The sequence below is a fragment of the Duganella dendranthematis genome (genome assembly GCF_012849375.1).
GTDB classification, from domain to species: Bacteria; Pseudomonadota; Gammaproteobacteria; order Burkholderiales; family Burkholderiaceae_D; genus Rugamonas; species Rugamonas dendranthematis.
Genome location: NZ_CP051684.1, coordinates 1,666,868 through 1,686,709, shown reverse-complemented (window position 1 = coordinate 1,686,709; position 19,842 = coordinate 1,666,868). Strand labels below are relative to the sequence as shown.

Below are 19,842 nucleotides of genomic sequence, written 5' to 3'. Positions count from 1 at the left end.
GGACTATTGGCGGCACCCCTCTGCATCACACACCGATTTGCACTACAAGATTCCTCACCCTGCACGGCCTGGCCAGCGCAGTGGCGAAGTTTTACCCGCGCTGGGTGGACAAAGCAGCACCGGGTAGCGCGTAGCAACATTATCTGCTTAATCATTCAACCGATTTATACACATCAGCATCAGAAGGGAAGCCAGCATGAAAATCCATGAGTATCAAGGCAAAGAAATCCTCCGAAAATACGGAGTGACGGTACCGCGCGGCATTCCGTGCCTGTCCGTTGAAGAAGCAGTCAAAGCTGCTGAAACCTTGGGCGGCCCAGTCTGGGTTGTGAAAGCTCAAATCCACGCCGGTGGCCGTGGTAAAGGCGGCGGCGTGAAAGTTGCCAAGTCGCTGGAACAAGTGAAAGAATACGCTGACCAGATCCTGGGCATGCAGCTGATCACCCATCAGACCGGCCCAGAAGGCCAAAAAGTACGTCGTCTGCTGATCGAAGAAGGCGCCGACATCAAACAAGAACTGTACGTATCGCTGGTGACCGACCGCGTGACCCAGCGCGTTGTGCTGATGGCCTCGTCGGAAGGCGGCATGGACATCGAAGAAGTTGCCGAGTCCCACCCAGAAAAAATCCACTCGATCGCCATCGATCCAGCCGTCGGCCTGACCGACGCGGACGCTGCCGCCATCGCTGCCAAAATCGGCGTGCCGGAAGGTTCGATCGCTGATGCCGTCACCAACCTGCAAGGCCTGTACAAAGCCTACTGGGAAACCGACTCGTCGCTGGCCGAAATCAATCCGCTGATCGTGACCGGTTCGGGCAAGATCATCGCGCTGGACGCGAAATTCAACTTCGACGCCAACGCTCTGTTCCGTCAACCAGAAATCGTCGCTTACCGCGATCTGGACGAAGAAGATCCAGCGGAAGTGGAAGCTTCGAAATTCGACCTGGCCTACATCTCGCTGGACGGCAACATCGGCTGCCTGGTGAACGGCGCCGGTCTGGCCATGGCCACCATGGACACCATCAAGCTGTTCGGCGGCGAGCCGGCCAACTTCCTGGACGTCGGCGGTGGCGCCACGGCTGAGAAAGTCACCGAAGCCTTCAAGATCATGTTGAAAAACCCAGGCCTGAAAGCCATCCTGGTCAACATCTTCGGCGGCATCATGCGTTGCGACGTGATCGCCGAAGGCGTCATCACCGCATCGAAAGCAGTTTCGCTGCAAGTACCGCTGGTGGTCCGCATGAAGGGCACCAACGAAGATCTGGGCAAGAAGATGCTGGCTGACTCCGGTCTGCCAATCATCGCTGCTGACACGATGGAAGACGCAGCCAAGAGCGTTGTTGCCGCAGCTGCTGGTAAATAATTAAGGAACCGATATGTCTATTCTGATCAACAAAGACACCAAAGTCATCACCCAGGGTATCACCGGTAAAACCGGCCAGTTCCACACCCGCATGTGCCGCGACTACGCGAACGGCAAAAACGCCTTCGTAGCAGGCGTGAACCCGAAGAAAGCCGGCGAAGACTTCGAAGGCATTCCAATTTTCGGTTCGGTGAAAGAAGCCGCCTCGGAAACCGGCGCGACCGTGTCGGTCATCTACGTGCCGCCAGCTGGCGCTGCTGCTGCAATCTGGGAAGCTGTTGAAGCCAACCTGGACCTGGCAATTTGCATCACCGAAGGCATTCCAGTCCGCGACATGATGGAAATCAAGGACCGTATGGCCAAAGCGGGTTCGAAAACCCTGCTGCTGGGCCCTAACTGCCCAGGCCTGATCACCCCTGACGAAATCAAGATCGGCATCATGCCAGGTCACATCCACAAGAAGGGCCGTATCGGCGTGGTGTCGCGTTCGGGCACCCTGACCTATGAAGCAGTGGGTCAGCTGACCGCACTGGGCCTGGGCCAGTCGTCGGCAGTTGGTATCGGCGGCGACCCAATCAACGGTCTGAAGCACATCGACGTGATGCGCATGTTCAACGAAGATCCTGATACCGATGCGGTCATCATGATCGGCGAAATCGGCGGTCCGGACGAAGCCAATGCAGCCCGTTGGATCAAAGACAACATGAAGAAACCGGTCGTTGGCTTCATCGCCGGCGTGACCGCTCCTCCAGGCAAGCGCATGGGCCACGCCGGCGCGCTGATCTCGGGCGGCGCGGACACCGCACAAGCCAAACTGGAAATCATGGAAGCTTGCGGCATCACCGTGACCAAAAACCCATCGGAAATGGCGCGTCTGCTGAAAGCAATGCTGTAATTTCCATCCGCTTAGTTGTGGAATAATAAAGGGGAGCCATGTGCTCCCCTTTATTTTTGCCGGAGATCCGATTGGCCAAGCTCCTCATTTCGCGTGACGGACAACCAGAGCAGCAGGTGCAGCTGAGCAAGGAGCGCATGACCTTGGGCCGCCATCCGCGCAACGACATCGTGCTGAGCCATCCGGCCATCAGCGCCGAACATGCGGTCATCGTCACCATCCTCGACGACTCCTTCCTGGAGGACCTGCACAGCACCAATGGCACCTTCGTTAACGGCCACCGTATCGGCAAGCATTTCCTGCAACATCAGGACGCCATCAAGATGGCCAAATTTGAGCTGGCGTTCGTGGCGGATGGCGTGCGCCCGCTGGCGGCGGCGCAGCCGGTGCTGGCCGAGTTGTCGGTGCTGAACGGTGCGAATGCCGGCAAGCACGTCGCGTTGACCAAGCCGCAGACCACGCTGGGCCGGGCCGGTGTGCAGGTGGTGGTGATCCACCGCCATCTGCAGTTCTATACGATCACCCATACCGAAGGCGAGCTGGCGCCGCTGCTCAACGGTACGACCTTGGACCGGCAGGTTGCTGAGCGCCTCAGCGACGGCGACGTGATCGACCTCAGCGGCACGCAAATGACCTTTCGCGTGGCCTGACAAAATTTGTCAGTCGTGGACAGGCTGACAAATTGCGGCGCATCGGGCTGACAAAAAATGGCAGTTTGGGGTGGGTTTTGCTGAAATTTTAGGCAAAAACAGGCTGGCACACCAATTGCACTAGTAGGGATGTGTCACCCAACAATGTAATCACACCCCCTAGGAGTCGCAAAATGAAATCCATGAAAATGATGAAGAAACAAGCACAAGCCGGCTTCACCCTGATCGAACTGATGATCGTGGTCGCCATTATCGGCATCCTGGCCGCCGTGGCGATTCCACAGTACAGCGACTACACGGCCAAAGCCAAGGCACAGAGCGTTGTGGCTGCGCTGGACGGCCTGAAAACTGCTGTTTCGCTGTGCATCCAGGAAAATAGTGGCGTGGCGGACAGCTGCGACACCGGCGCTGCCGGTATCCCAGCCTTCACCGCAACCAAGGAAGTATCGAGCGCTACTGTAACTGATGGCGTCATCAAGGCAAACCTCGATACCGATACTGGCAAGGCATTGAAAGGTAGTTACATCCAACTGGCTCCTAGTGGCCTTGGCACCGCTAACATTACCTGGACGGTATCGACTGACTCCACCAACACGGCAGTATCGAATGCACTGACCAAAAACAATCCGCCCGCCTCCGCTGCCTCTGCCGCAAGCTAACTAGCTGGACGGATCACGAAAAAAAACCGGCAGCTTGCCGGTTTTTTTTCGTCCGCTTAGACGATCTTCTGGCGGTCGGCGATCAGCGCTTCGTAGGTGAGATTTTGCAGCATCGTGTAATGGACCGGGTCGAGGTCGACGAACTGCACGCCGTAAGTGAACACCTCCGGCTTGTCGCCGGTCGCCGGCTTGACCACATTGATATTGCGGATGGTCGCATTTGGATTCACGCGCACCTGGCGGTTGCCGGGCTGCGCAATCAGATAAAACGACAGCGCGACCTGCCCATCGCTGTCCGACAACTGCTTGGGCGACTCGATCAGCGCCCCGGACACGCTCAAATTGACCAGGAATACCGACGTGTGGCTGCCCGACGCGTTGGTGATCTGCGCCGGGATATCCACCTTGACCCGCATCGCCGCCCGCAGGCTGGTGCCCTGAATCGACACCGGAAAACTCAGGTGCGCATAAAACAGCGGCCGCGGAAACACCCGCTGCACCACGCTGGAGAACGAGCATACGTTGACGCCGGAAAACACGCGGATCGTCAGCTTGTCGCCCTCATTGAGCGCGATCGGTGCGTTGTTCTCAAACGGCACCTTGACGATCATGTACTCATCCTTGACCCAGCCGATCAGCGTCGAGAAGTGCTGGATGGGTTTGATGGTGCGATGGGTGATGAACTGTATCCTGCCGCCCACTTGCAGGTTCATCTGCTCGAACTCGTATTCCTGAGTCTTGGCTTCGCTCGGCGGAGGGTTGCTGCTCATGCAAACTCTTTCTATGTGGCGCAAACGACGACGGTGGACAATACCGTCAGAAAATTGTTCCTGCGACATTAATTATATGCGCGCCAACGAAATGTGACAATCAAGCAATACAACACATTGCCGATCGGTCATGTGGTGGCAACAGCATCTGTTGGGTTCAAGAGCGAATGGCCATTCAGCCCAGGCGTATGCGCAAACAGCTCAGTGATGAAGTCGATGAATACCGTAGCGCGCTGCGGCAGCAGCCGCTCTGCCGAATAAACGGCGTTGAGCGGCGAGGGAGTCGCCGTGTAATCGCTTAGCACCGCCCGCAAGCGGCCACTGCGCAGGTATTCGGCTACCATCCACGCCGGCAGATAGCCGATGCCCATGCCGGCCAACACGGCGCGGCGGATGGCCTCCAGACTATTGAGCCGCAGCCGTCCCGATACCTGCACCTCGCCGTCTTTCAACGGCCAGCCACGGGCTTGGCCGGCCAGCAGGGTATAGATGATGCAGTCGTGCCGCAGCAGTTCCTCCGGCCGTTGCGGCGTGCCGTGCCGGTCAAGATAATCGTCACTGGCAACGCACAGGCGCTCCGACGTGCCAACGCGGCGCGCCCTGAGTGCGCTGTCTTTCAATACGCCGCCACGGATTGCCAGGTCCACGCCTTCCGCGACCAGATCGATGTAACCGTCGCTGATATTCAGTTCCACATCCACATCCGGGTAGCGCGCCATGAAGGCCGGCAGCGCATCGATGATTTTCTCGGTGGCGAGCGCGGGAGGGCATGCGACCCGTAGCAAGCCATGCGGATTCTGCTGCCCACGCGCATCGGATTCCGCCTGATGGATCACATCCAGCGCCTGCCGCGCCAGCGCGTAATAACGCTGGCCGTCGGGTGTGGCCACCAGTTGACGCGTAGAGCGGTTGAGTAGACGGGTTCCCAGCATCCGCTCCAGCGACGCGATGTGGCGGCTGACGTTGGGCTGGCCTATCCCCAACTCCCGCGCGACAGCGGTAAAGCTGCCGGTTTCGATTGCCCTGACCAGGCACTGCATCCATAACAATTTATTCATTTTTCTGTGGGCTCCTTGTACATCCATGCGATTAAAGCATAAATGTTATGAGCCGCGCTTGTCTTATCAGCGCAGCGACAGGTGCGCATACTTGATTCACGCTTTTTCACTTTTACTTTAAAGGAATCACAACATGGCACTCAAACTCGCGAACAAAGTCGCTGTCATCACAGGCGGCAGCACCGGCATCGGCCTGGCCATCGCCAAGCGCTTCGTCAACGAAGGCGCCACGGTCTACATCACTGGCCGCCGGCAGGCGGAACTCGATCTGGCGGTCAGCGCCATCGGCGGCACGGCGCAGAGCGTGCGCGTGGATTCGGCCGACTCATCGCAGTTGCAGGCGCTGTTCGAGCGCATCCGCGCCGAGCATGGCAAGCTGAATGTGCTGGTCGCCAACGCCGGCGGCGGCTCGCTGGCGCCGCTGGGCGAGATCACGGAAGAACATTTCGACGATACCTTCGGGCGCAACGTGAAAGGCACGCTGTTCACGGTACAGGCTGCGTTGCCTTTGTTGGGAGAAGGCGCCTCGGTCATCTTGACCGGCTCGACCGCAGCAAGCAGCGGCACGCCGGCGTTCAGCGTGTACGCCGCATCCAAGGCGGCGGTCCGGGCGTTTGCCCGCAACTGGATACTGGACGTCAAGGGCCGCGGCATCCGCATCAACACCCTGAGCCCGGGTCCGATCAAGACGCCGGGCCTGGTCGAGCTGGTGGGTAACGATCCTGCCCAGCAGCAAGGCTTCCTCGATCATTTGGCGTCGCAGATCCCGATGGGCCGCGTCGGCGATCCGGATGAAATCGCCAAGGCAGCCGTATTCCTGGCCTCGGACGACGCCAGCTTTGTCAACGGCATTGAATTGTTCGTGGACGGCGGCCTCGCCCAGATCTGATGTCCGGCGGCGGTTAGCTGGTGGCGCTCCAGTCGCCCGACTTGCCGCCGTGCTTTTCCATCACGCGGATATCGCTCATGACCATGCCGCGATCCACGGCTTTGCACATGTCATACACAGTCAGCAAGCCGACTTGCACCGCAGTGAGTGCTTCCATCTCCACCCCGGTCTTGCCGTAGGTCTCCACTTGCGCCTTGCAGTGTACCGAAGACTTGTCGACGTCGGTTTCAAAGTCCACCGCCACGCGGGTCAGGGCCAGCGGGTGGCACAGCGGGATCAGGTCGCTGGTGCGTTTGGAGGCCATGATGGCGGCGATGCGGGCGATGCCCAGCACGTCGCCTTTCTTCGCGGTGCCGCTCATGATGATGGCCAGCGTCTCCGGTTTCATGCGGATGGAGCCGCTGGCCAGCGCGATGCGGTGGGTCTCGGCCTTGGCGCCCACGTCCACCATGTGGGCTTGTCCGGTGGCGTCGAAATGGGTCAGGTGATCGGTGGTCATGGTTGCAGCTTAAAATGATTCATAATGTGGCACTCAGTTTTCATACCCGAGTTGCGGGTATCATATCACCGTGAATGCTAAACGCTCCTCTTACTCTGGACGCATGCGCGCCGTTGCCGCCGCGCTGCTGATCGCCATGCCGATGGCCATGGCGCAGACCGGTATCGCGCCGGCCAAGATCCCCAACCTGCCCGCGCTCGGCGGCACGGAAAGCCAGGATTTGTCGCCGCTGATGGAGCGTAAGCTGGGCGAGGAGATCATGCGCGACATCCGCCGCGACCGCGATTACCTCGACGACGGCCCCATCCTCGAATACATGAACAACTTCGGCAACGTGCTGGTGGACGCTCGTCCCGGCGCGCGCGGCGAGGCCAAGTTCGATTATTTCTTCTTCGTGGTGCGCGATCCGCAGCTGAATGCGTTCGCGCTGCCCGGCGGTTTCATCGCCGTGCACTCGGCGCTGCTGTTGCAGGCGCAGAACGAGTCCGAGCTGGCATCGGTGCTGGGCCACGAGGTCGGCCACGTGGTGCAGCGGCACATCGCCCGCTCGATCGGCCAGCAGAAGCAGGATGCGCTGATTCCGCTGGCGGCGATGATCCTGGCCGCGCTCACGGCGCGCCAAGGCGGCGGCGATGCGGCCATGGGCGTATTCCTCGGCGGCCAGGGCCTGGCGATCCAGCGGCAGCTGAACTTCGGTCGCGATGCCGAACGCGAAGCCGACCGCATCGGTTTCCAGATTATGGGCGAGGCTGGTTTCGACCCGTCGGGCATGGTGGCGTTCTTCCAGCAGATGCAGGCTTCTACCCGGAATTACAGCGATCTGGTGCCGGCCTGGCTGTTGACTCACCCGTTGACCAGCGAGCGTATCGCCGACATCCAGGCGCGTATCCGCGCGCAACCTTACAAGCAGCGCCAGGACAGTCTGGACTTTTTCCTGGTGCGTTCGCGCGCGCGCGTGCTGCAAGACCAGAGCGCCAACGGCTACAGCGAAACCAAGCAGTTCTTCCAGGGCCAGATTTTGCAGGACAGCTGGCAGCAGAAGGCTGCCGGCCAGTACGGCATGGCGTTCCTGACCATGAAACAGGGCGACACCGACGCCGCGCAGAAGTGGCTGGACCAGGCGCGCGAGACAGTCAACAAGCCGCCGCCGACCGGTGTGTTCGGCGCTTCGCCGCGCAGCAAGGCCGAGTCGATTTTTGCCGCGACCTCGATTGAGATCAAGCTGGCGCAGACCGAGAACAAAGAGGTGCTGGCCAAGGCCGCCACCGAGGCGGAAGCGGCGCATCAGAAGTTCCCGCTGTCGCGCGGCATCGCCCATCAGTACGGCGAGGCGCTGCTCGCGGCCGGCAAGCTGGATGAGGCCGGCGCTTACCTGCGCGACCAGGTGCAGTTGTACCGCGAAGATATCGAAGCCTACGATCTGCTGGCGCAGGTGTATTCCAAGCAGGGCAAGCTGGCGTTGCAGCACATTGCGCTGGCCGAGTCGTACAACCTGCAAGGCGGCGTGATGGCGGCGCTGGATCAGCTGGGTTATGCGCGCAAGGCGCCGGATGCGTCGTTCTACGACCAGTCGCTGATCGATGCGCGCGAACGCGAGTGGCAGGCCCGTCGCCGCGAAGACCTGGCCGACCGGGGCAAGAAGGAAATGGCCCTGTCAGGCTCGGCGTTCAAGATGGAGCTGAAGTCGGACAAGGATGCAAAGGACAACAAGGACGATCCATTCAACAATTCCTATACCAGTCCGTTCGACCGGCTGCGCAAGGCTACAGATCCTATGCAGTCGCCGGGGTCGGTACGCTGATGTAGCCGAAGCGCGTCGCCAGCTGATCGGCGGCGATGCGCTGCACCGCCACACCATTCAGGCTCAGCGCACCTTCGGCGCGGCCTTCCAGCCATGCAAGCAAGACCTCGTCCGCCACCGGCGCGCCATCCATGCGCAGCTGTGGCAGCACGCCGGCGAAATCGCGGTCATCCAGTTGCGCAACGATATCGCTATGACGCAGCACCAGTGCGCCGCCCTCGGTCATGAACGCCGCTTCGGGCGTGCCCAGCGGTGCGCCGGTGTGCAGCTGCCAGCCATCAGATGGATCGGTGCGGACGATGTACGGCGTCGCCTCCAGCGCCACATACACACGCTGCGGTCCGTTCTGGAAATACCAGCAGCCGCGCTCATCGGCCGCGTAGTTGCGCGTGATGAAGCCGACCAGCGCCGCATTGGTCAGCTTGTCGCCCGGCAGATTCAGGTGCTGCGCGCGTTCGTCGCGCATGCGCCAGTTGCCGCGCGCATCGAGCGCCAGCCAGCCGTAGCAGAGGGGGACGTTGGGCCATTTGGCCAGCGCCTGTTTGACGATGTCATCCATGTTGTTCGAGAAAGTGAATCAGTTTGCTCGGCAGCCAGTTGATGCGTCCAGGCGGGCCGCCGACGGCAAAGCCGACATGGCCGCCCTGCTCAGGATAATCTAATACCACGCGCGATGACGCACGCTGCGGCAGATGGCGGCCCGGCAGGAAGGGATCGTTCTTGGCGTTCAGCACCAGAGTCCGCACGGTGATGTCGTCCAGCACGTGCTTGGCGCTGGCGCGGTTCCAGTAGTCGTCGGTGTTGCTGTAGCCGTGCAGCGGTGCGGTGACCACATTGTCGAAGGCATACAGGTCGCGCGCAGCATGCAGGGCGTCTAGGTCGAACAGGCCGGGGAACTGCTGTAGTTTGGCTACGCATTTCGGCTTCAGCGTTTGCAAAAACATGCGCGTGTAGATCATGTTGAATCCGCGCGACAGCGAGACGCCACCCTGCGCCAGGTCCAGCGGCGCAGACACGGCGCAGGCCGCATCGACAAACTCGGCCTGGTGTTGCGACTCGCCTAGCCAGCGCAGCAGCGCGTTGCCGCCCAGCGAGACACCGGTGGCGTAGAACTTGCCGCTGGCGCCGTCCGCCTGGCGCCGCGCGTGCAGGCGGCGCACGATCCAGTCGATTTCGGCGGCGTCACCGGAGTGGTAGAAGCGTGGTGCGCGGTTGGCTTCGCCGGAACAGCCGCGAAAATGCGGCACCGCGCCGGACCAGCCGCGCGCTTGCGCCTCGGCCATCAGCGCGCGCGCGTAGTGGCTGTCGGACGAGCCTTCCAGTCCGTGGAACAGCACCACCAAAGGCTGGTCGGGCGGACCGTCGACGAAATCGATGTCGATGAAGTCGCCGTCCGGCGTGTCCCAGCGTTCGCGCCGGAATTGCACCGCCGGCTTGCTGATGGCAATCGCAGGATAAATGGTCTGCAGGTGGCCGCTAGGCAGCCAGAACGGTGCGGTGTACTTCACGACGGCTTTAATGCAGGATCTGGCTGTGCGTGTCCTGCGGCGCCGGGCCCGGTGCGATCGATACATGATGCAGGACGATGCGCCAGCCTTTCGGCGTTTTCGCGTACACATTGGTGGCGACCAGGTGCGCCGGCTCGCCGCTGGCGGCGGTGGCGCCTTCGATTACCACGTGAACCGAACTCATCAGCGTATGGGTTTCGTGCAGCTGCGATGGCATGATGTGCAGGCCGCCATGCTCGAGGATGGCGGCCCAGGAGGCGCGAATGGCCGCATGGCCGATCAGGCGCACGCCGCCCGGATGCACGCAGACGATTTCGTCGTCATCCGCCCACAAGGCCATCAGCGCTTCGAGGTCCGCCCGGTTGAGGGCGTCGTAGAAGGCCGTTTCGGTTTCAGCGGCGCTGCCGTTGTGCGTTTTCTTGGCTGGCATGGTGGGCGAGGGGAGGAGGTTAGTGGTGGCCGACCACGGTGCCCGGCTTCAGGCTGTAGGCGGTGCCGCAGTACGGGCATTTGGCGACGCCGTGGGCGTCGAACTCCAGGAACACGCGCGGGTGCGACGACCACAGCGGCATGGCCGGGTTAGGGCAGTGGGCCGGCAGATCTTTGCCATCGAGTTCAACTGCGGCGGCGGCGGCTTTAGGGTTGGTCATTTCTTGTGGCTCCGGATGGCTAAGAGAAAACCACGATTTTAACGGATTCGCGCAGTTGACAAAAATCGTCGGTAAAATAGCGCCTCTACAACCCCGGTCCGGCCCACCCTGTGGCGGGAATGCCACAACTGTCCCATGATTGAATCCAGCCCTGCGGCCGCCGCACCCTGCGTCGCCACCCACCACGAACCGTCCTGGCGCGCCGGCGTCAAGACCGGCCTGCCGTCGCTGTTCGGTATCGGCGCCTGGGGCCTGGTGGTGGGCATCGCCATGGTCAAGTCGGGTTTGACGATCCCGCAGGCGCTGGGCATGACGCTGGTGGTGTTTGCCGGCTCGGCCCAACTGGCGGCCTTGCCGCTGATCGCGGCCGATGCGCCGATCTGGGTCATCTTCGTGACCGCGCTGGTGGTCAATCTGCGTTTTGTGATCTTTTCGGCGCTGCTGGCGCCGCATTTTGCCCACCTGCCGTGGCGCCAGCGCCTGACGCTGGGTTATGTGTCCGGCGACATCTCCGTGGCACTGTTCCTGCAAAAATACCCGTCGCCGGCGCCCGAGATCGGCAAGCTGTCGTATCTGAAGGGGCTGCTGTATCCCAACTGGGCGTCGTGGCAGATCGGCTCAATTGCCGGCGTGTTGCTCGGCAGCGTGGTGCCGCCGGAGTGGAATCTGAGTTTTGCCGGCACGTTGGCGATTATTTGCGTCATGGTGCCGCTGACGGCGGGGCGGCCGGCGTTGTGCGGCGTGCTGGTGGCGGGCGCCGTGTCGGTGCTGGCGCACGGCCTGCCGTACAAGCTCGGCTTGCTGGCGGCGGTACTGGCCGGCATGCTGAGTGCGATGCTGGTCGGCGAGACCGCCGAGAAATTGAGGAGCAAGCATGGCTGACTGGGAAATCTGGGTGGTGATCTTCGTGCTGGCGCTGGCCACGGCCGCCACCCGCAGCGGGTTCTGGCTGGTCGGCCACCGTGTCACCATCCCCAAGCGGGTGCAGGAAATGTTGCGCTACGCGCCGGCCTGCGCGCTGGCGGCGATTGTGGCGCCGGACCTGATCCTCGCCGCCGATGGCCAGCCGGTGCTGGACGCCAGCAATCTGAAACTGGTGGCCGGCATCGTCGCCACCGTCTATTATTTGCTGCGACGCAATATGCTGGAGACCATCATATTCGGCATGGCTTTCTTCACAGCATTAAGGCTGATTTCTGTAATTTAATAACAGAAAAATCAACTCCGGCTTGCGGTAGAATAGCGCTCTTCCTCCAACTCGACTTTGGGTAGCCATGTCCGCTGTTCTTAACTTCATCCGTCTGCAAGACCTCATCGATCAAAATGCGCTGCAAGGCAAACGCGTTTTCATTCGCGCCGACTTGAACGTGCCACAGGACGATGCGGGCAATATCACCGAAGATACGCGCATCCGCGCTTCCGTTCCCGCCATTAAGGCAGCAGTTGCCGCCGGCGCCAAGGTCATGGTCACGTCCCACCTGGGTCGTCCGATCGAAGGCGAGTTCAAGCCGGAAGACAGCCTGGCGCCGGTCGCCAAGCGCCTGTCCGAGCTGCTTGGCCAGCAGGTCGAACTGAAGCAGAACTGGGTGGACGGCGCCGACCTGGAAGGCCTGCAAGCCGGCCAGGTCGTACTGCTGGAAAACGTCCGCGTCAACAAGGGTGAAAAGAAGAACAGCGACGAACTGGCGAAGAAAATGGCCGCATTGTGCGACATCTACGTCAACGACGCCTTCGGCACCGCGCACCGTGCCGAAGCGTCGACGCACGGCATCGCCAAGTTTGCGCCGATCGCCGCCGCCGGCCCGCTGCTGGCCGCCGAGCTGGACGCACTGGGCAAGGCGCTGGGCGCCCCGGCCCGTCCATTGCTGGCGATTGTCGCTGGCTCGAAAGTTTCCTCCAAACTGTCGATCCTGAAGGCGCTGGCCGACAAGGTCGATAACCTGATCGTCGGTGGCGGCATCGCCAATACCTTCATGAAGGCCGTCGGCCTGAACATCGGCAAGTCGCTGGTGGAAAACGACCTGGTCGATGAAGCCAAGGCCATCATCGACATCATGGCCAAGCGCGGCGCGCAAGTGCCGATTCCGGTCGACGTGGTGTGCGCCAAGGAATTCTCGCCAACCGCTGTCGCCACCGTCAAAGACGTGGCCGAGGTGGCTGACGACGACATGATTCTGGATATCGGTCCAAAGACCGCCGCCCAGCTGGCCGCGCAGATCGCTGCCGCCGGCACCGTGGTGTGGAACGGGCCGGTCGGCGTGTTCGAGTTCGACCAGTTCGGCGAAGGCACCAAGACGCTGGCGCTGGCCATCGCGCAATCGAAGGCGTTCTCGATCGCCGGCGGCGGCGACACGCTGGCGGCGATTGCCAAGTACAACATCGGCGAGCAGATCGGTTACATCTCCACCGGTGGCGGCGCTTTCCTGGAATTCCTGGAAGGTAAGACCCTGCCAGCGGTGGAGATCCTGACCCAGCGCGCCGCCAAGTAAGAGGAATAGCACGGTCGTGCTTTGTAGCAAATTAACAGTAGAATCCAGGTAATGCCTGGGAAGGGCGTCAAATCTGTAGCAAAACCTACAGATTTGATGTCTTAACCGCAATAAACCCTGGTTTCCGCGCCGCGCGGGAACTGTTCGCATGACCTACTGCTAAGGAATACTATGTCTCGTAGCACCAAAATTGTCGCCACGATTGGCCCAGCTTCTACCGACTTCAACGTACTGGTCAAGATGATCCGTGCCGGTGTCGATGTCGTGCGCTTGAACTTCTCGCACGGCAAGGCGCAGGACCACATCGACCGCGCCCGTCTGGTGCGCGAGGCGGCTGCCGAGTGCGGCCGCGAAGTGGCGATCATGGCGGACATGCAGGGGCCGAAAATCCGCGTTGGTAAGTTTGAGCAAGGCAAGATCGAACTGGCCAAGGGCGACAAGTTCATCCTGGACGCCAAATGGGGCGAGAACGGCGAACTGGGCAACCAGGAACGCGTGGGGCTGGACTACAAGGCACTGCCGCAGGACGTGCGTCCGGAAGACCAGCTGTTGCTGAACGACGGCCTGATCGTGCTGGTGGTGGAAAAAGTGGTGGGCAGCGAGATTTACACCGTCTGCAAAATCGGCGGCGAGCTGTCCAACAACAAGGGCATCAACCGCCTGGGTGGCGGCTTGACCGCGCCGGCGCTGACCGCCAAGGACATGGAAGACATCAAGACGGCCATGAGTTTCCAGGCCGATTACCTGGCGATCTCGTTCCCGAAAAGCGCCACCGACATGGAAATGGCGCGCCAGCTGGCCAATATCGCCGGTGACGCCTACGGCCACAAGCCGATGATGATCGCCAAGATCGAACGCGCCGAAGCGATCCCGCTGCTGCAGGAGATCCTCGACGCCTCCGACGGCATCATGGTTGCCCGTGGCGACCTGGCGGTGGAAGTGGGCAACGCCGCCGTGCCGGCGCTGCAAAAGCGCATGATCCGCATGGCGCGCGAGTCGAACAAGCTGGCGATCACCGCGACCCAGATGATGGAGTCGATGATCTTCAACGCCGTGCCGACCCGCGCCGAAGTCTCGGATGTGGCCAACGCCGTGCTGGACGGCACCGACGCCGTCATGACGTCGGCCGAAACCGCATCGGGCCGCTATCCGATCGAAACCGTGGAAATGATGGCCGCCATTTGCGTGGAAGCCGAGCAGTCCGAGTACAACAAGCTGGACGCCGATTTCCTCAACGCGACCTTCACCCGCATCGACCAGTCGATCGCCTACGGCGCGCTGTTCACCGCGCACCACCTGGCGGTGAAGGCGATTGTGGCGCTGACCGAGTCCGGCTCGACCGCGCTGTGGATGAGCCGTCACAACATCGACACGCCGATCTTCGCGCTGACGCCATCGATCACCACGCTGCGTAAAGTGTCGCTGTACCGTAACGTGAAGGCATACAATTTGCTGCAGGAAGGCGGCAGCGCCGCCGTGCTGAAAAAAGCGGAAGAGTTGCTGGTCGCGCAGGGCGTCGTCAAGAAGGGCGACCTGATCGTGGTGACCTCGGGTTCCCCGATGGGCCAGGTCGGCGGCACCAACGCGCTCAAGATCGTCAAGGTCGGCGAATTTAGTTAAGACCGCCGTCGTTCCCGCGCAAGCGGGAACCCATGCTGCGCCTCACTGGCAGCCGATGTATGGGACCCCGCCCGCGCGGGGCGACGGACGGTAACAGGTTTTTTTATTGTTTTTGGAGAGTTACCATGTCCCTCGTATCCATGCGTCAACTGCTGGACCATGCCGCCGAAAACGGTTATGGCATCCCTGCGTTCAACGTCAACAATCTGGAGCAAGTGCAGGCCATCATGGCTGCCGCCGATGCGCTCAATTCGCCGGTGATCATGCAGGCGTCGGCCGGCGCCCGCAAATACGCCGGCGAAGCCTTCCTGCGTCACCTGATCGACGCCGCCATCGAAGCCTATCCGCACATCCCGGTCGTCATGCACCAGGACCACGGCCAGTCGCCGGCGGTCTGCATGGCCGCCATCCGCTCGGGCTTCAGCTCGGTGATGATGGACGGTTCGCTGGAAGCCGACGGCAAGTCGGTGGCGTCGTACGAGTACAACGTCGACGTCTCGAAAGAAGTGGTCAAGTTCTCGCACGCCATCGGCGTGACGGTGGAAGCCGAACTGGGCGTGCTCGGTTCGCTGGAAACCATGAAGGGCGACAAGGAAGACGGCCACGGCGCGGACGGCACCATGACCCGCGAACAGCTGCTGACCGACGTGGCGCAAGCGGCCGACTTCGTGCAACGCACCCAGTGCGACGCGCTGGCGATCGCCATCGGCACCTCGCACGGCGCCTACAAATTCACCCGCAAGCCAACCGGCGACATCCTGGCCATCGACCGCATCAAGGAAATCCACGCCCGCATTCCCAACACCCACCTGGTGATGCACGGCTCGTCGTCGGTGCCGCAGGAACTGCTGGCCATCATCCGCGAATTCGGCGGAGACATGAAGGAAACCTACGGCGTGCCGGTCGAAGAGATCCAGGAAGGCATCCGTCACGGCGTGCGCAAGATCAACATCGACACCGACATCCGTCTGGCGATGACCGCCGCCGTACGTCAGTACATGTTCCAGAACCCGTCGAAATTCGACCCTCGCGACTTCCTGAAGCCAGCCCGCGCTGCTGCGGAGCAAGTTGTCCGCGCACGTTTCCAGGCCTTCGGCTGCGAAGGCCAGGCGTCGAAAATCAAGCCAATTCCACTGGATAAAATGGCTGAACGCTACAAAGCCGGCGAGCTGTCCCAGATTGTGAAGTAAAATTCTGTTTTGGAACGGGTTGGTTCTTACGGACCAATCCGACTCTTTCGACCGGCGATCGAGCATTCCTCTGTCGCCGGTTTTTGCTTTTTCATTACATTCCCCTGCTATGAACAGCCTCTACCAGTCTTCCATCAAGTCCCTGCCACTCCTCGGTCATGGCAAAGTCCGCGACAACTACGCTGTCGGCGATGACAAAATCCTCATCGTGACCTCCGACCGCCTGTCGGCCTTCGACGTTGTCATGAATGAACCGATTCCCGGCAAGGGCAAGGTACTGAACCAGATGACCGACTTCTGGTTCGAGAAGCTGGGCCACATCGTGCCGAACCACCTGACCGGCGTGGCGCCGGAATCCGTGGTGGCCGCCGACGAAGTGGAGCAGGTCAAGGGCCGCGCCGTGGTCGCCAAGCGGCTGAAGCCGATCATGGTGGAGGCCGTAGTGCGCGGCTACATCATCGGCTCGGGCTGGAAAGACTACCAGGCCACCGGTTCGATCTGCGGCATCAAGCTGCCAGAAGGCCTGCAACAGGCTGAAAAGCTGCCACAGCCGATCTTCACGCCAGCCGCCAAGGCCGACCTGGGCGAGCATGACGAGAACATCAGCTTTGAAGACATGGAATCCCGCATCGGCGCCGAACTGGCCGCCAAAATGCGCGATGTCGCCATCAAGTTGTACACCGAAGCGTCGGAATACGCCGCCTCGCGCGGCATCATCATCGCCGACACCAAGTTTGAATTCGGCCTCGACGACAATGGCGTCATGCACCTGATGGACGAAGTGCTGACCGCCGACTCGTCGCGCTTCTGGCCGGCCGATTCGTACGCGGTCGGCATCTCGCCGCCGTCGTTCGACAAGCAGTTCGTGCGCGACTATCTGGAGACCCTGACCGACTGGGGCAAGACCGCACCGGCGCCAGCGCTGCCGGCCGACGTCATCGATAAAACCCAGGCCAAGTATTTCGAAGCCATCGAACGCCTGACCGGCGAAAAGCTGAAGGTATAAAAATGGCGGATCAAAAACCAGTGGTCGGCGTCATCATGGGCTCGTCTTCGGACTGGGACGTGATGTCGAACGCCGTAGCCATCCTCAAGCAGTTCGACGTGCCGTTTGAAGCGCAAGTGATTTCCGCGCACCGCATGCCGGACGAAATGTATGCGTACGCCAAGAGCGCCCGTGCGCGCGGCCTGCGCGCCATCATCGCCGGCGCTGGCGGTGCCGCGCACTTGCCGGGCATGGTTGCGGCCATGACCATCGTGCCGGTGCTGGGCGTGCCGGTGCCGTCGAAATATCTGCGCGGCGAAGACTCCATGCTGTCGATCCTGCAAATGCCGAAAGGCGTGCCGGTTTCCACCTTCGCCATCGGTGAAGCGGGCGCCGCCAATGCGGCGCTGACCGCCGTGGCTATGCTGGCCGCCACCGACGACGCGCTGGCCGACAAGCTGGAAGCGTTCCGCGTTTCGCAAACCGAGGTCGCCAAGGCCATGACTCTGCCGGTTGAATAAATGAGTGATACGAAGTTACAGCCCATCCTGCCGCAAGCCAATCCACCAGCCTGGCTGGGTGTGATGGGCGGCGGCCAGCTGGGCCGCATGTTTGCCCAGGCCGCGCAGGCCATGGGTTATCAGGTTGCCGTGCTGGAGCCGTCGGAAGATTGCCCGGCCGGCCAGGTCGCCCAACGGCTGGTCAACGCCGGCTACAGCGATAACGCCGGCCTCGACGCGCTGGCTGCGCAATGCGCCGCCGTCACCACCGAGTTTGAAAACGTCCCGGCGGACAGCCTGTCGCGCCTGGCGCAATCGGTGTTCGTGGCGCCCAACGCGCACGGCGTGTCGGTCGCGCAGGACCGTGTGGCCGAGAAGCGCTTCTTCGTCAGCTGCGCCGACAAGTCGGGCGTGCTGCCGGCGCCGCACAAAGTGATCGCTTCGCAAGAAGATATCGACGCCATCAGCGATGACCTGCTGCCGGGCATCCTGAAAACCGTGCGCATGGGCTACGACGGCAAAGGCCAGGTGCGCGTGAAATCGCGCGCCGACGTGCAGGCCGCGTTTGAATCCATGGACAAGGTGACTTGCCTGCTGGAGAAGATGCTGCCGCTGGCGTACGAGGTGTCGGTGCTGACCGCGCGCGGCCACGACGGCGAATCGGTGGTCTATCCGATCGCCGAGAACGTGCACCGCGACGGCATCCTGTTCACCACCACCGTGCCAGGCCCGAACGTGTCGGAAGAGAGCGCCTTGAAAGCGCAGAAGGCGGCGCAAGCCATCGTGGCCGAGCTCGGTTACGTGGGCGTGCTGTGCATCGAATTCTTCGTGCTGACCGACGGTTCGCTGGTGGTCAACGAAATGGCGCCGCGTCCGCACAACAGCGGCCACTACACCATCGACGCCTGCGTCACCAGCCAGTTCGCGCAGCAAGTGCGCGCCATGGCGCAACTGCCGCTGGGCGATGTGCGCCAGCATTCGGCGGCCGTGATGCTGAACATTCTGGGTGACGTCTGGTTCACCGACGACAGCGAGGTTGGCGACAGCGCGCGCGAACCGGCCTGGAATGAAATCCTGGCGCTGCCGGGCGCCAATCTGCACCTGTACGGCAAGGACGATCCGCGCCGTGCCCGCAAGATGGGCCACCTGACCTTCATCGCGCCGACGCTGGCGCAAGCGCAGCAGCAGCTCAACGCCGCCTGCGCCGTGCTCGGGATCGCACCTTGAAGCAGCCATCCGCAACTGTCGCCGACCAGGCCGCCATTGCCGAAGCGGCGGCCATTCTGGAGCAGGGCGGGCTGGTGGCGTTTCCTACCGAGACCGTCTACGGCCTCGGTGCGGACGCTGAAAATCCGGCCGCCGTGGCGCGCATCTACGAAGCCAAGGGCCGGCCGCATGATCATCCGGTGATCGTGCACCTCGCTCCCGGCGCCGATCTCGACTACTGGACCACCGACGTGCCCGACGCAGCGCGCCAGCTGGTGCAAGCCTTCTGGCCTGGCCCGCTGACCTTGATCCTCAAGCGCCATCCGCGCATCCCGGACGCCGTCTCGGCCGGCCAGGACAGCGTCGGCATGCGTTGTCCGTCGCACCCGGTCGCCATCGCGCTGTTGCAGGCGTTTAAAGGTGGCAAGGGCGGCCTGGCGGCGCCATCGGCCAACAAGTTCGGCAACGTCAGCCCGACCACCGCGCAGCATGTGCGCGATGAGTTCGGCATGGACGCGCACGACGACGGCGCACTGAACGGTGACGATGCCTGCTCCGCAGCCGAACTGAGCCGCGTGCTGGAAGGCGGTTCGAGCGAGGTGGGGATCGAATCCACCATCGTCGATATGTCGCGCCTGGCGACGCACGGCCCGGTGCTGTTGCGTCCCGGCCACATCAGCGCGCAACAGATTGCGGAGGTGATCGGCATGCTGCCGGCCGCGCCGGATCAGGCCGCGCCGCGCGCCTCCGGTACGCTGGAATCGCACTACGCGCCGCGCACGCCGGTCACCATGCTGGCGGCCGATGGCTTTGCCGCTACCTTGTCCCAGTTGCACGCCAAAGGCGTCAAGGTGGCGCTGATCGGCCACGACTTGCCGGCCGCGCTGACCGCCTCGGCCCATGCCCACTGCATGCTGCCTGCCGATCCTGCCGGCTACGCTTACGGCCTGTACGCTGCGCTGCGGGATATGGATCAGACCGGTGCCGGCCTGATCCTGGTCGAAACGCCGCCGCAGGATGGCGCCTGGCTGGGCGTCAACGATAGACTGCGCCGCTCCGTGTTCGGCTCGGCTGGCGTGATAGCCTCGCTGTTGCAAAAATAAGCCACTG

Annotated in this window: 22 protein-coding genes; 15 read left to right on the top strand and 7 right to left on the bottom strand. The window is 62.1% G+C overall.

Annotated elements, in window-relative coordinates:
* Positions 1-196: 196 nt before the first annotated feature.
* The 4 genes from sucC (at position 197) to HH213_RS07805 (ending at position 3,567) form a co-directional block, all read left to right on the top strand.
* Entirely contained in the window at positions 197-1,363 is a 1,167-nt protein-coding gene (gene sucC / locus HH213_RS07820; protein ID WP_110845363.1) for an ADP-forming succinate--CoA ligase subunit beta, read from the top strand.
* A 13-nt stretch (positions 1,364-1,376) separates the two neighbouring features.
* The gene (gene sucD, locus HH213_RS07815) at positions 1,377-2,258 is read left to right on the top strand and encodes a succinate--CoA ligase subunit alpha (protein ID WP_110845362.1); all 882 of its coding nucleotides are present in this window, start codon (positions 1,377-1,379) and stop codon (positions 2,256-2,258) included.
* A gap of 71 nt (positions 2,259-2,329) precedes the next feature.
* A complete protein-coding gene (locus HH213_RS07810) occupies positions 2,330-2,908 on the top strand; it encodes an FHA domain-containing protein (protein ID WP_169111877.1) in 579 nt (192 codons plus the stop codon).
* Between the two features lie 173 nt (positions 2,909-3,081).
* Positions 3,082-3,567 (top strand): pilin, encoded by a 486-nt coding sequence (locus HH213_RS07805; protein ID WP_308494530.1) that lies wholly within the window; start codon positions 3,082-3,084, stop codon positions 3,565-3,567.
* Positions 3,568-3,623: 56 nt separating this feature from the next.
* Here HH213_RS07805 and HH213_RS07800 read toward each other — a convergent pair whose 3' ends face one another.
* Positions 3,624-4,337, bottom strand: a complete 714-nt coding sequence (locus HH213_RS07800; protein WP_110845360.1) for a flagellar brake protein — start codon at positions 4,335-4,337, stop codon at positions 3,624-3,626.
* Between the two features lie 128 nt (positions 4,338-4,465).
* Positions 4,466-5,395 carry a LysR family transcriptional regulator gene (locus tag HH213_RS07795; RefSeq protein WP_169111876.1) on the bottom strand — a complete coding sequence of 310 codons (930 nt, stop codon included), beginning with the start codon at positions 5,393-5,395 and terminating at the stop codon, positions 4,466-4,468.
* Positions 5,396-5,528: 133 nt separating this feature from the next.
* Between HH213_RS07795 and HH213_RS07790 the strand changes: the two genes are divergently transcribed.
* A complete protein-coding gene (locus HH213_RS07790) occupies positions 5,529-6,284 on the top strand; it encodes an SDR family NAD(P)-dependent oxidoreductase (RefSeq protein WP_169111875.1) in 756 nt (251 codons plus the stop codon).
* Between the two features lie 13 nt (positions 6,285-6,297).
* On the opposite strand, the gene moaC is transcribed toward HH213_RS07790, so the two are convergent.
* Positions 6,298-6,783 (bottom strand): cyclic pyranopterin monophosphate synthase MoaC, encoded by a 486-nt coding sequence (gene moaC / locus HH213_RS07785; RefSeq protein WP_169111874.1) that lies wholly within the window; start codon positions 6,781-6,783, stop codon positions 6,298-6,300.
* Positions 6,784-6,886: 103 nt separating this feature from the next.
* Here moaC and HH213_RS07780 point away from each other — a divergent pair, with 103 nt between their 5' ends.
* Entirely contained in the window at positions 6,887-8,584 is a 1,698-nt protein-coding gene (locus tag HH213_RS07780) for a beta-barrel assembly-enhancing protease (RefSeq protein WP_169111873.1), read from the top strand.
* Here the strand turns inward: HH213_RS07780 and HH213_RS07775 are convergent.
* From HH213_RS07775 to HH213_RS07760, 4 genes are read right to left on the bottom strand one after another with little or no spacing between them, the layout of a single operon-like run.
* Positions 8,556-9,143 carry a DUF2946 family protein gene (locus tag HH213_RS07775; protein WP_169111872.1) on the bottom strand — a complete coding sequence of 196 codons (588 nt, stop codon included), beginning with the start codon at positions 9,141-9,143 and terminating at the stop codon, positions 8,556-8,558. The genes HH213_RS07780 and HH213_RS07775 overlap by 29 nt on opposite strands.
* A complete protein-coding gene (locus HH213_RS07770; protein WP_169111871.1) occupies positions 9,136-10,092 on the bottom strand; it encodes a YheT family hydrolase in 957 nt (318 codons plus the stop codon). Before HH213_RS07770 ends, HH213_RS07775 begins: the two co-directional genes overlap by 8 nt.
* Before the next feature lie 7 nt (positions 10,093-10,099).
* Positions 10,100-10,522 (bottom strand): YybH family protein, encoded by a 423-nt coding sequence (locus HH213_RS07765; RefSeq protein WP_110845353.1) that lies wholly within the window; start codon positions 10,520-10,522, stop codon positions 10,100-10,102.
* Positions 10,523-10,541: 19 nt separating this feature from the next.
* The gene (locus tag HH213_RS07760; RefSeq protein ID WP_110845352.1) at positions 10,542-10,742 is read right to left on the bottom strand and encodes a zinc-finger domain-containing protein; all 201 of its coding nucleotides are present in this window, start codon (positions 10,740-10,742) and stop codon (positions 10,542-10,544) included.
* 135 nt (positions 10,743-10,877) lie between these two features.
* Here HH213_RS07760 and HH213_RS07755 point away from each other — a divergent pair, with 135 nt between their 5' ends.
* From HH213_RS07755 to HH213_RS07715, 9 genes are all read left to right on the top strand, one after another.
* Positions 10,878-11,624, top strand: coding sequence for an AzlC family ABC transporter permease (locus tag HH213_RS07755; protein ID WP_110845351.1), 747 nt, complete (start codon positions 10,878-10,880; stop codon positions 11,622-11,624).
* Positions 11,617-11,949 (top strand): AzlD domain-containing protein, encoded by a 333-nt coding sequence (locus tag HH213_RS07750; RefSeq protein WP_169111870.1) that lies wholly within the window; start codon positions 11,617-11,619, stop codon positions 11,947-11,949. Before HH213_RS07755 ends, HH213_RS07750 begins: the two co-directional genes overlap by 8 nt.
* A 67-nt stretch (positions 11,950-12,016) precedes the next feature.
* Complete coding sequence (locus HH213_RS07745) at positions 12,017-13,231, top strand: phosphoglycerate kinase (protein WP_169111869.1); 1,215 nt, start codon at positions 12,017-12,019, stop codon at positions 13,229-13,231.
* A 171-nt stretch (positions 13,232-13,402) separates the two neighbouring features.
* Positions 13,403-14,851 (top strand): pyruvate kinase, encoded by a 1,449-nt coding sequence (gene pyk, locus HH213_RS07740; RefSeq protein ID WP_110845348.1) that lies wholly within the window; start codon positions 13,403-13,405, stop codon positions 14,849-14,851.
* 125 nt (positions 14,852-14,976) lie between these two features.
* Entirely contained in the window at positions 14,977-16,041 is a 1,065-nt protein-coding gene (gene fba, locus HH213_RS07735) for a class II fructose-bisphosphate aldolase (RefSeq protein WP_110845347.1), read from the top strand.
* 109 nt (positions 16,042-16,150) lie between these two features.
* Positions 16,151-17,047, top strand: a complete 897-nt coding sequence (locus HH213_RS07730) for a phosphoribosylaminoimidazolesuccinocarboxamide synthase (RefSeq protein ID WP_110845346.1) — start codon at positions 16,151-16,153, stop codon at positions 17,045-17,047.
* A 2-nt stretch (positions 17,048-17,049) separates the two neighbouring features.
* On the top strand, positions 17,050-17,547 hold the full coding sequence (purE, locus tag HH213_RS07725; RefSeq protein ID WP_169111868.1) for a 5-(carboxyamino)imidazole ribonucleotide mutase: 498 nt from the start codon (positions 17,050-17,052) through the stop codon (positions 17,545-17,547).
* Positions 17,548-18,753 carry a 5-(carboxyamino)imidazole ribonucleotide synthase gene (locus HH213_RS07720; RefSeq protein ID WP_169111867.1) on the top strand — a complete coding sequence of 402 codons (1,206 nt, stop codon included), beginning with the start codon at positions 17,548-17,550 and terminating at the stop codon, positions 18,751-18,753.
* Complete coding sequence (locus HH213_RS07715; RefSeq protein ID WP_169111866.1) at positions 18,750-19,835, top strand: L-threonylcarbamoyladenylate synthase; 1,086 nt, start codon at positions 18,750-18,752, stop codon at positions 19,833-19,835. Before HH213_RS07720 ends, HH213_RS07715 begins: the two co-directional genes overlap by 4 nt.
* The last annotated feature ends 7 nt before the right edge of the window (positions 19,836-19,842 follow it).

What these genes read in the sequence shown, in the direction of transcription:
- sucC (WP_110845363.1), top strand. Translation starts at nt 197, where the DNA reads ATGAAAATCCATGAGTATCAAGGCAAAGAAATCCTCCGAAAATACGGA.
- sucD (WP_110845362.1), top strand. Translation starts at nt 1,377, where the DNA reads ATGTCTATTCTGATCAACAAAGACACCAAAGTCATCACCCAGGGTATC.
- HH213_RS07805 (WP_308494530.1), top strand. Translation starts at nt 3,082, where the DNA reads ATGAAATCCATGAAAATGATGAAGAAACAAGCACAAGCCGGCTTCACC.
- HH213_RS07800 (WP_110845360.1), bottom strand. Translation starts at nt 4,337, where the DNA reads ATGAGCAGCAACCCTCCGCCGAGCGAAGCCAAGACTCAGGAATACGAG.
- HH213_RS07795 (WP_169111876.1), bottom strand. Translation starts at nt 5,395, where the DNA reads ATGAATAAATTGTTATGGATGCAGTGCCTGGTCAGGGCAATCGAAACC.
- HH213_RS07790 (WP_169111875.1), top strand. Translation starts at nt 5,529, where the DNA reads ATGGCACTCAAACTCGCGAACAAAGTCGCTGTCATCACAGGCGGCAGC.
- moaC (WP_169111874.1), bottom strand. Translation starts at nt 6,783, where the DNA reads ATGACCACCGATCACCTGACCCATTTCGACGCCACCGGACAAGCCCAC.
- HH213_RS07780 (WP_169111873.1), top strand. Translation starts at nt 6,887, where the DNA reads ATGCGCGCCGTTGCCGCCGCGCTGCTGATCGCCATGCCGATGGCCATG.
- HH213_RS07775 (WP_169111872.1), bottom strand. Translation starts at nt 9,143, where the DNA reads ATGGATGACATCGTCAAACAGGCGCTGGCCAAATGGCCCAACGTCCCC.
- HH213_RS07765 (WP_110845353.1), bottom strand. Translation starts at nt 10,522, where the DNA reads ATGCCAGCCAAGAAAACGCACAACGGCAGCGCCGCTGAAACCGAAACG.
- HH213_RS07760 (WP_110845352.1), bottom strand. Translation starts at nt 10,742, where the DNA reads ATGACCAACCCTAAAGCCGCCGCCGCCGCAGTTGAACTCGATGGCAAA.
- HH213_RS07755 (WP_110845351.1), top strand. Translation starts at nt 10,878, where the DNA reads ATGATTGAATCCAGCCCTGCGGCCGCCGCACCCTGCGTCGCCACCCAC.
- HH213_RS07750 (WP_169111870.1), top strand. Translation starts at nt 11,617, where the DNA reads ATGGCTGACTGGGAAATCTGGGTGGTGATCTTCGTGCTGGCGCTGGCC.
- HH213_RS07745 (WP_169111869.1), top strand. Translation starts at nt 12,017, where the DNA reads ATGTCCGCTGTTCTTAACTTCATCCGTCTGCAAGACCTCATCGATCAA.
- pyk (WP_110845348.1), top strand. Translation starts at nt 13,403, where the DNA reads ATGTCTCGTAGCACCAAAATTGTCGCCACGATTGGCCCAGCTTCTACC.
- fba (WP_110845347.1), top strand. Translation starts at nt 14,977, where the DNA reads ATGTCCCTCGTATCCATGCGTCAACTGCTGGACCATGCCGCCGAAAAC.
- HH213_RS07730 (WP_110845346.1), top strand. Translation starts at nt 16,151, where the DNA reads ATGAACAGCCTCTACCAGTCTTCCATCAAGTCCCTGCCACTCCTCGGT.
- purE (WP_169111868.1), top strand. Translation starts at nt 17,050, where the DNA reads ATGGCGGATCAAAAACCAGTGGTCGGCGTCATCATGGGCTCGTCTTCG.
- HH213_RS07720 (WP_169111867.1), top strand. Translation starts at nt 17,548, where the DNA reads ATGAGTGATACGAAGTTACAGCCCATCCTGCCGCAAGCCAATCCACCA.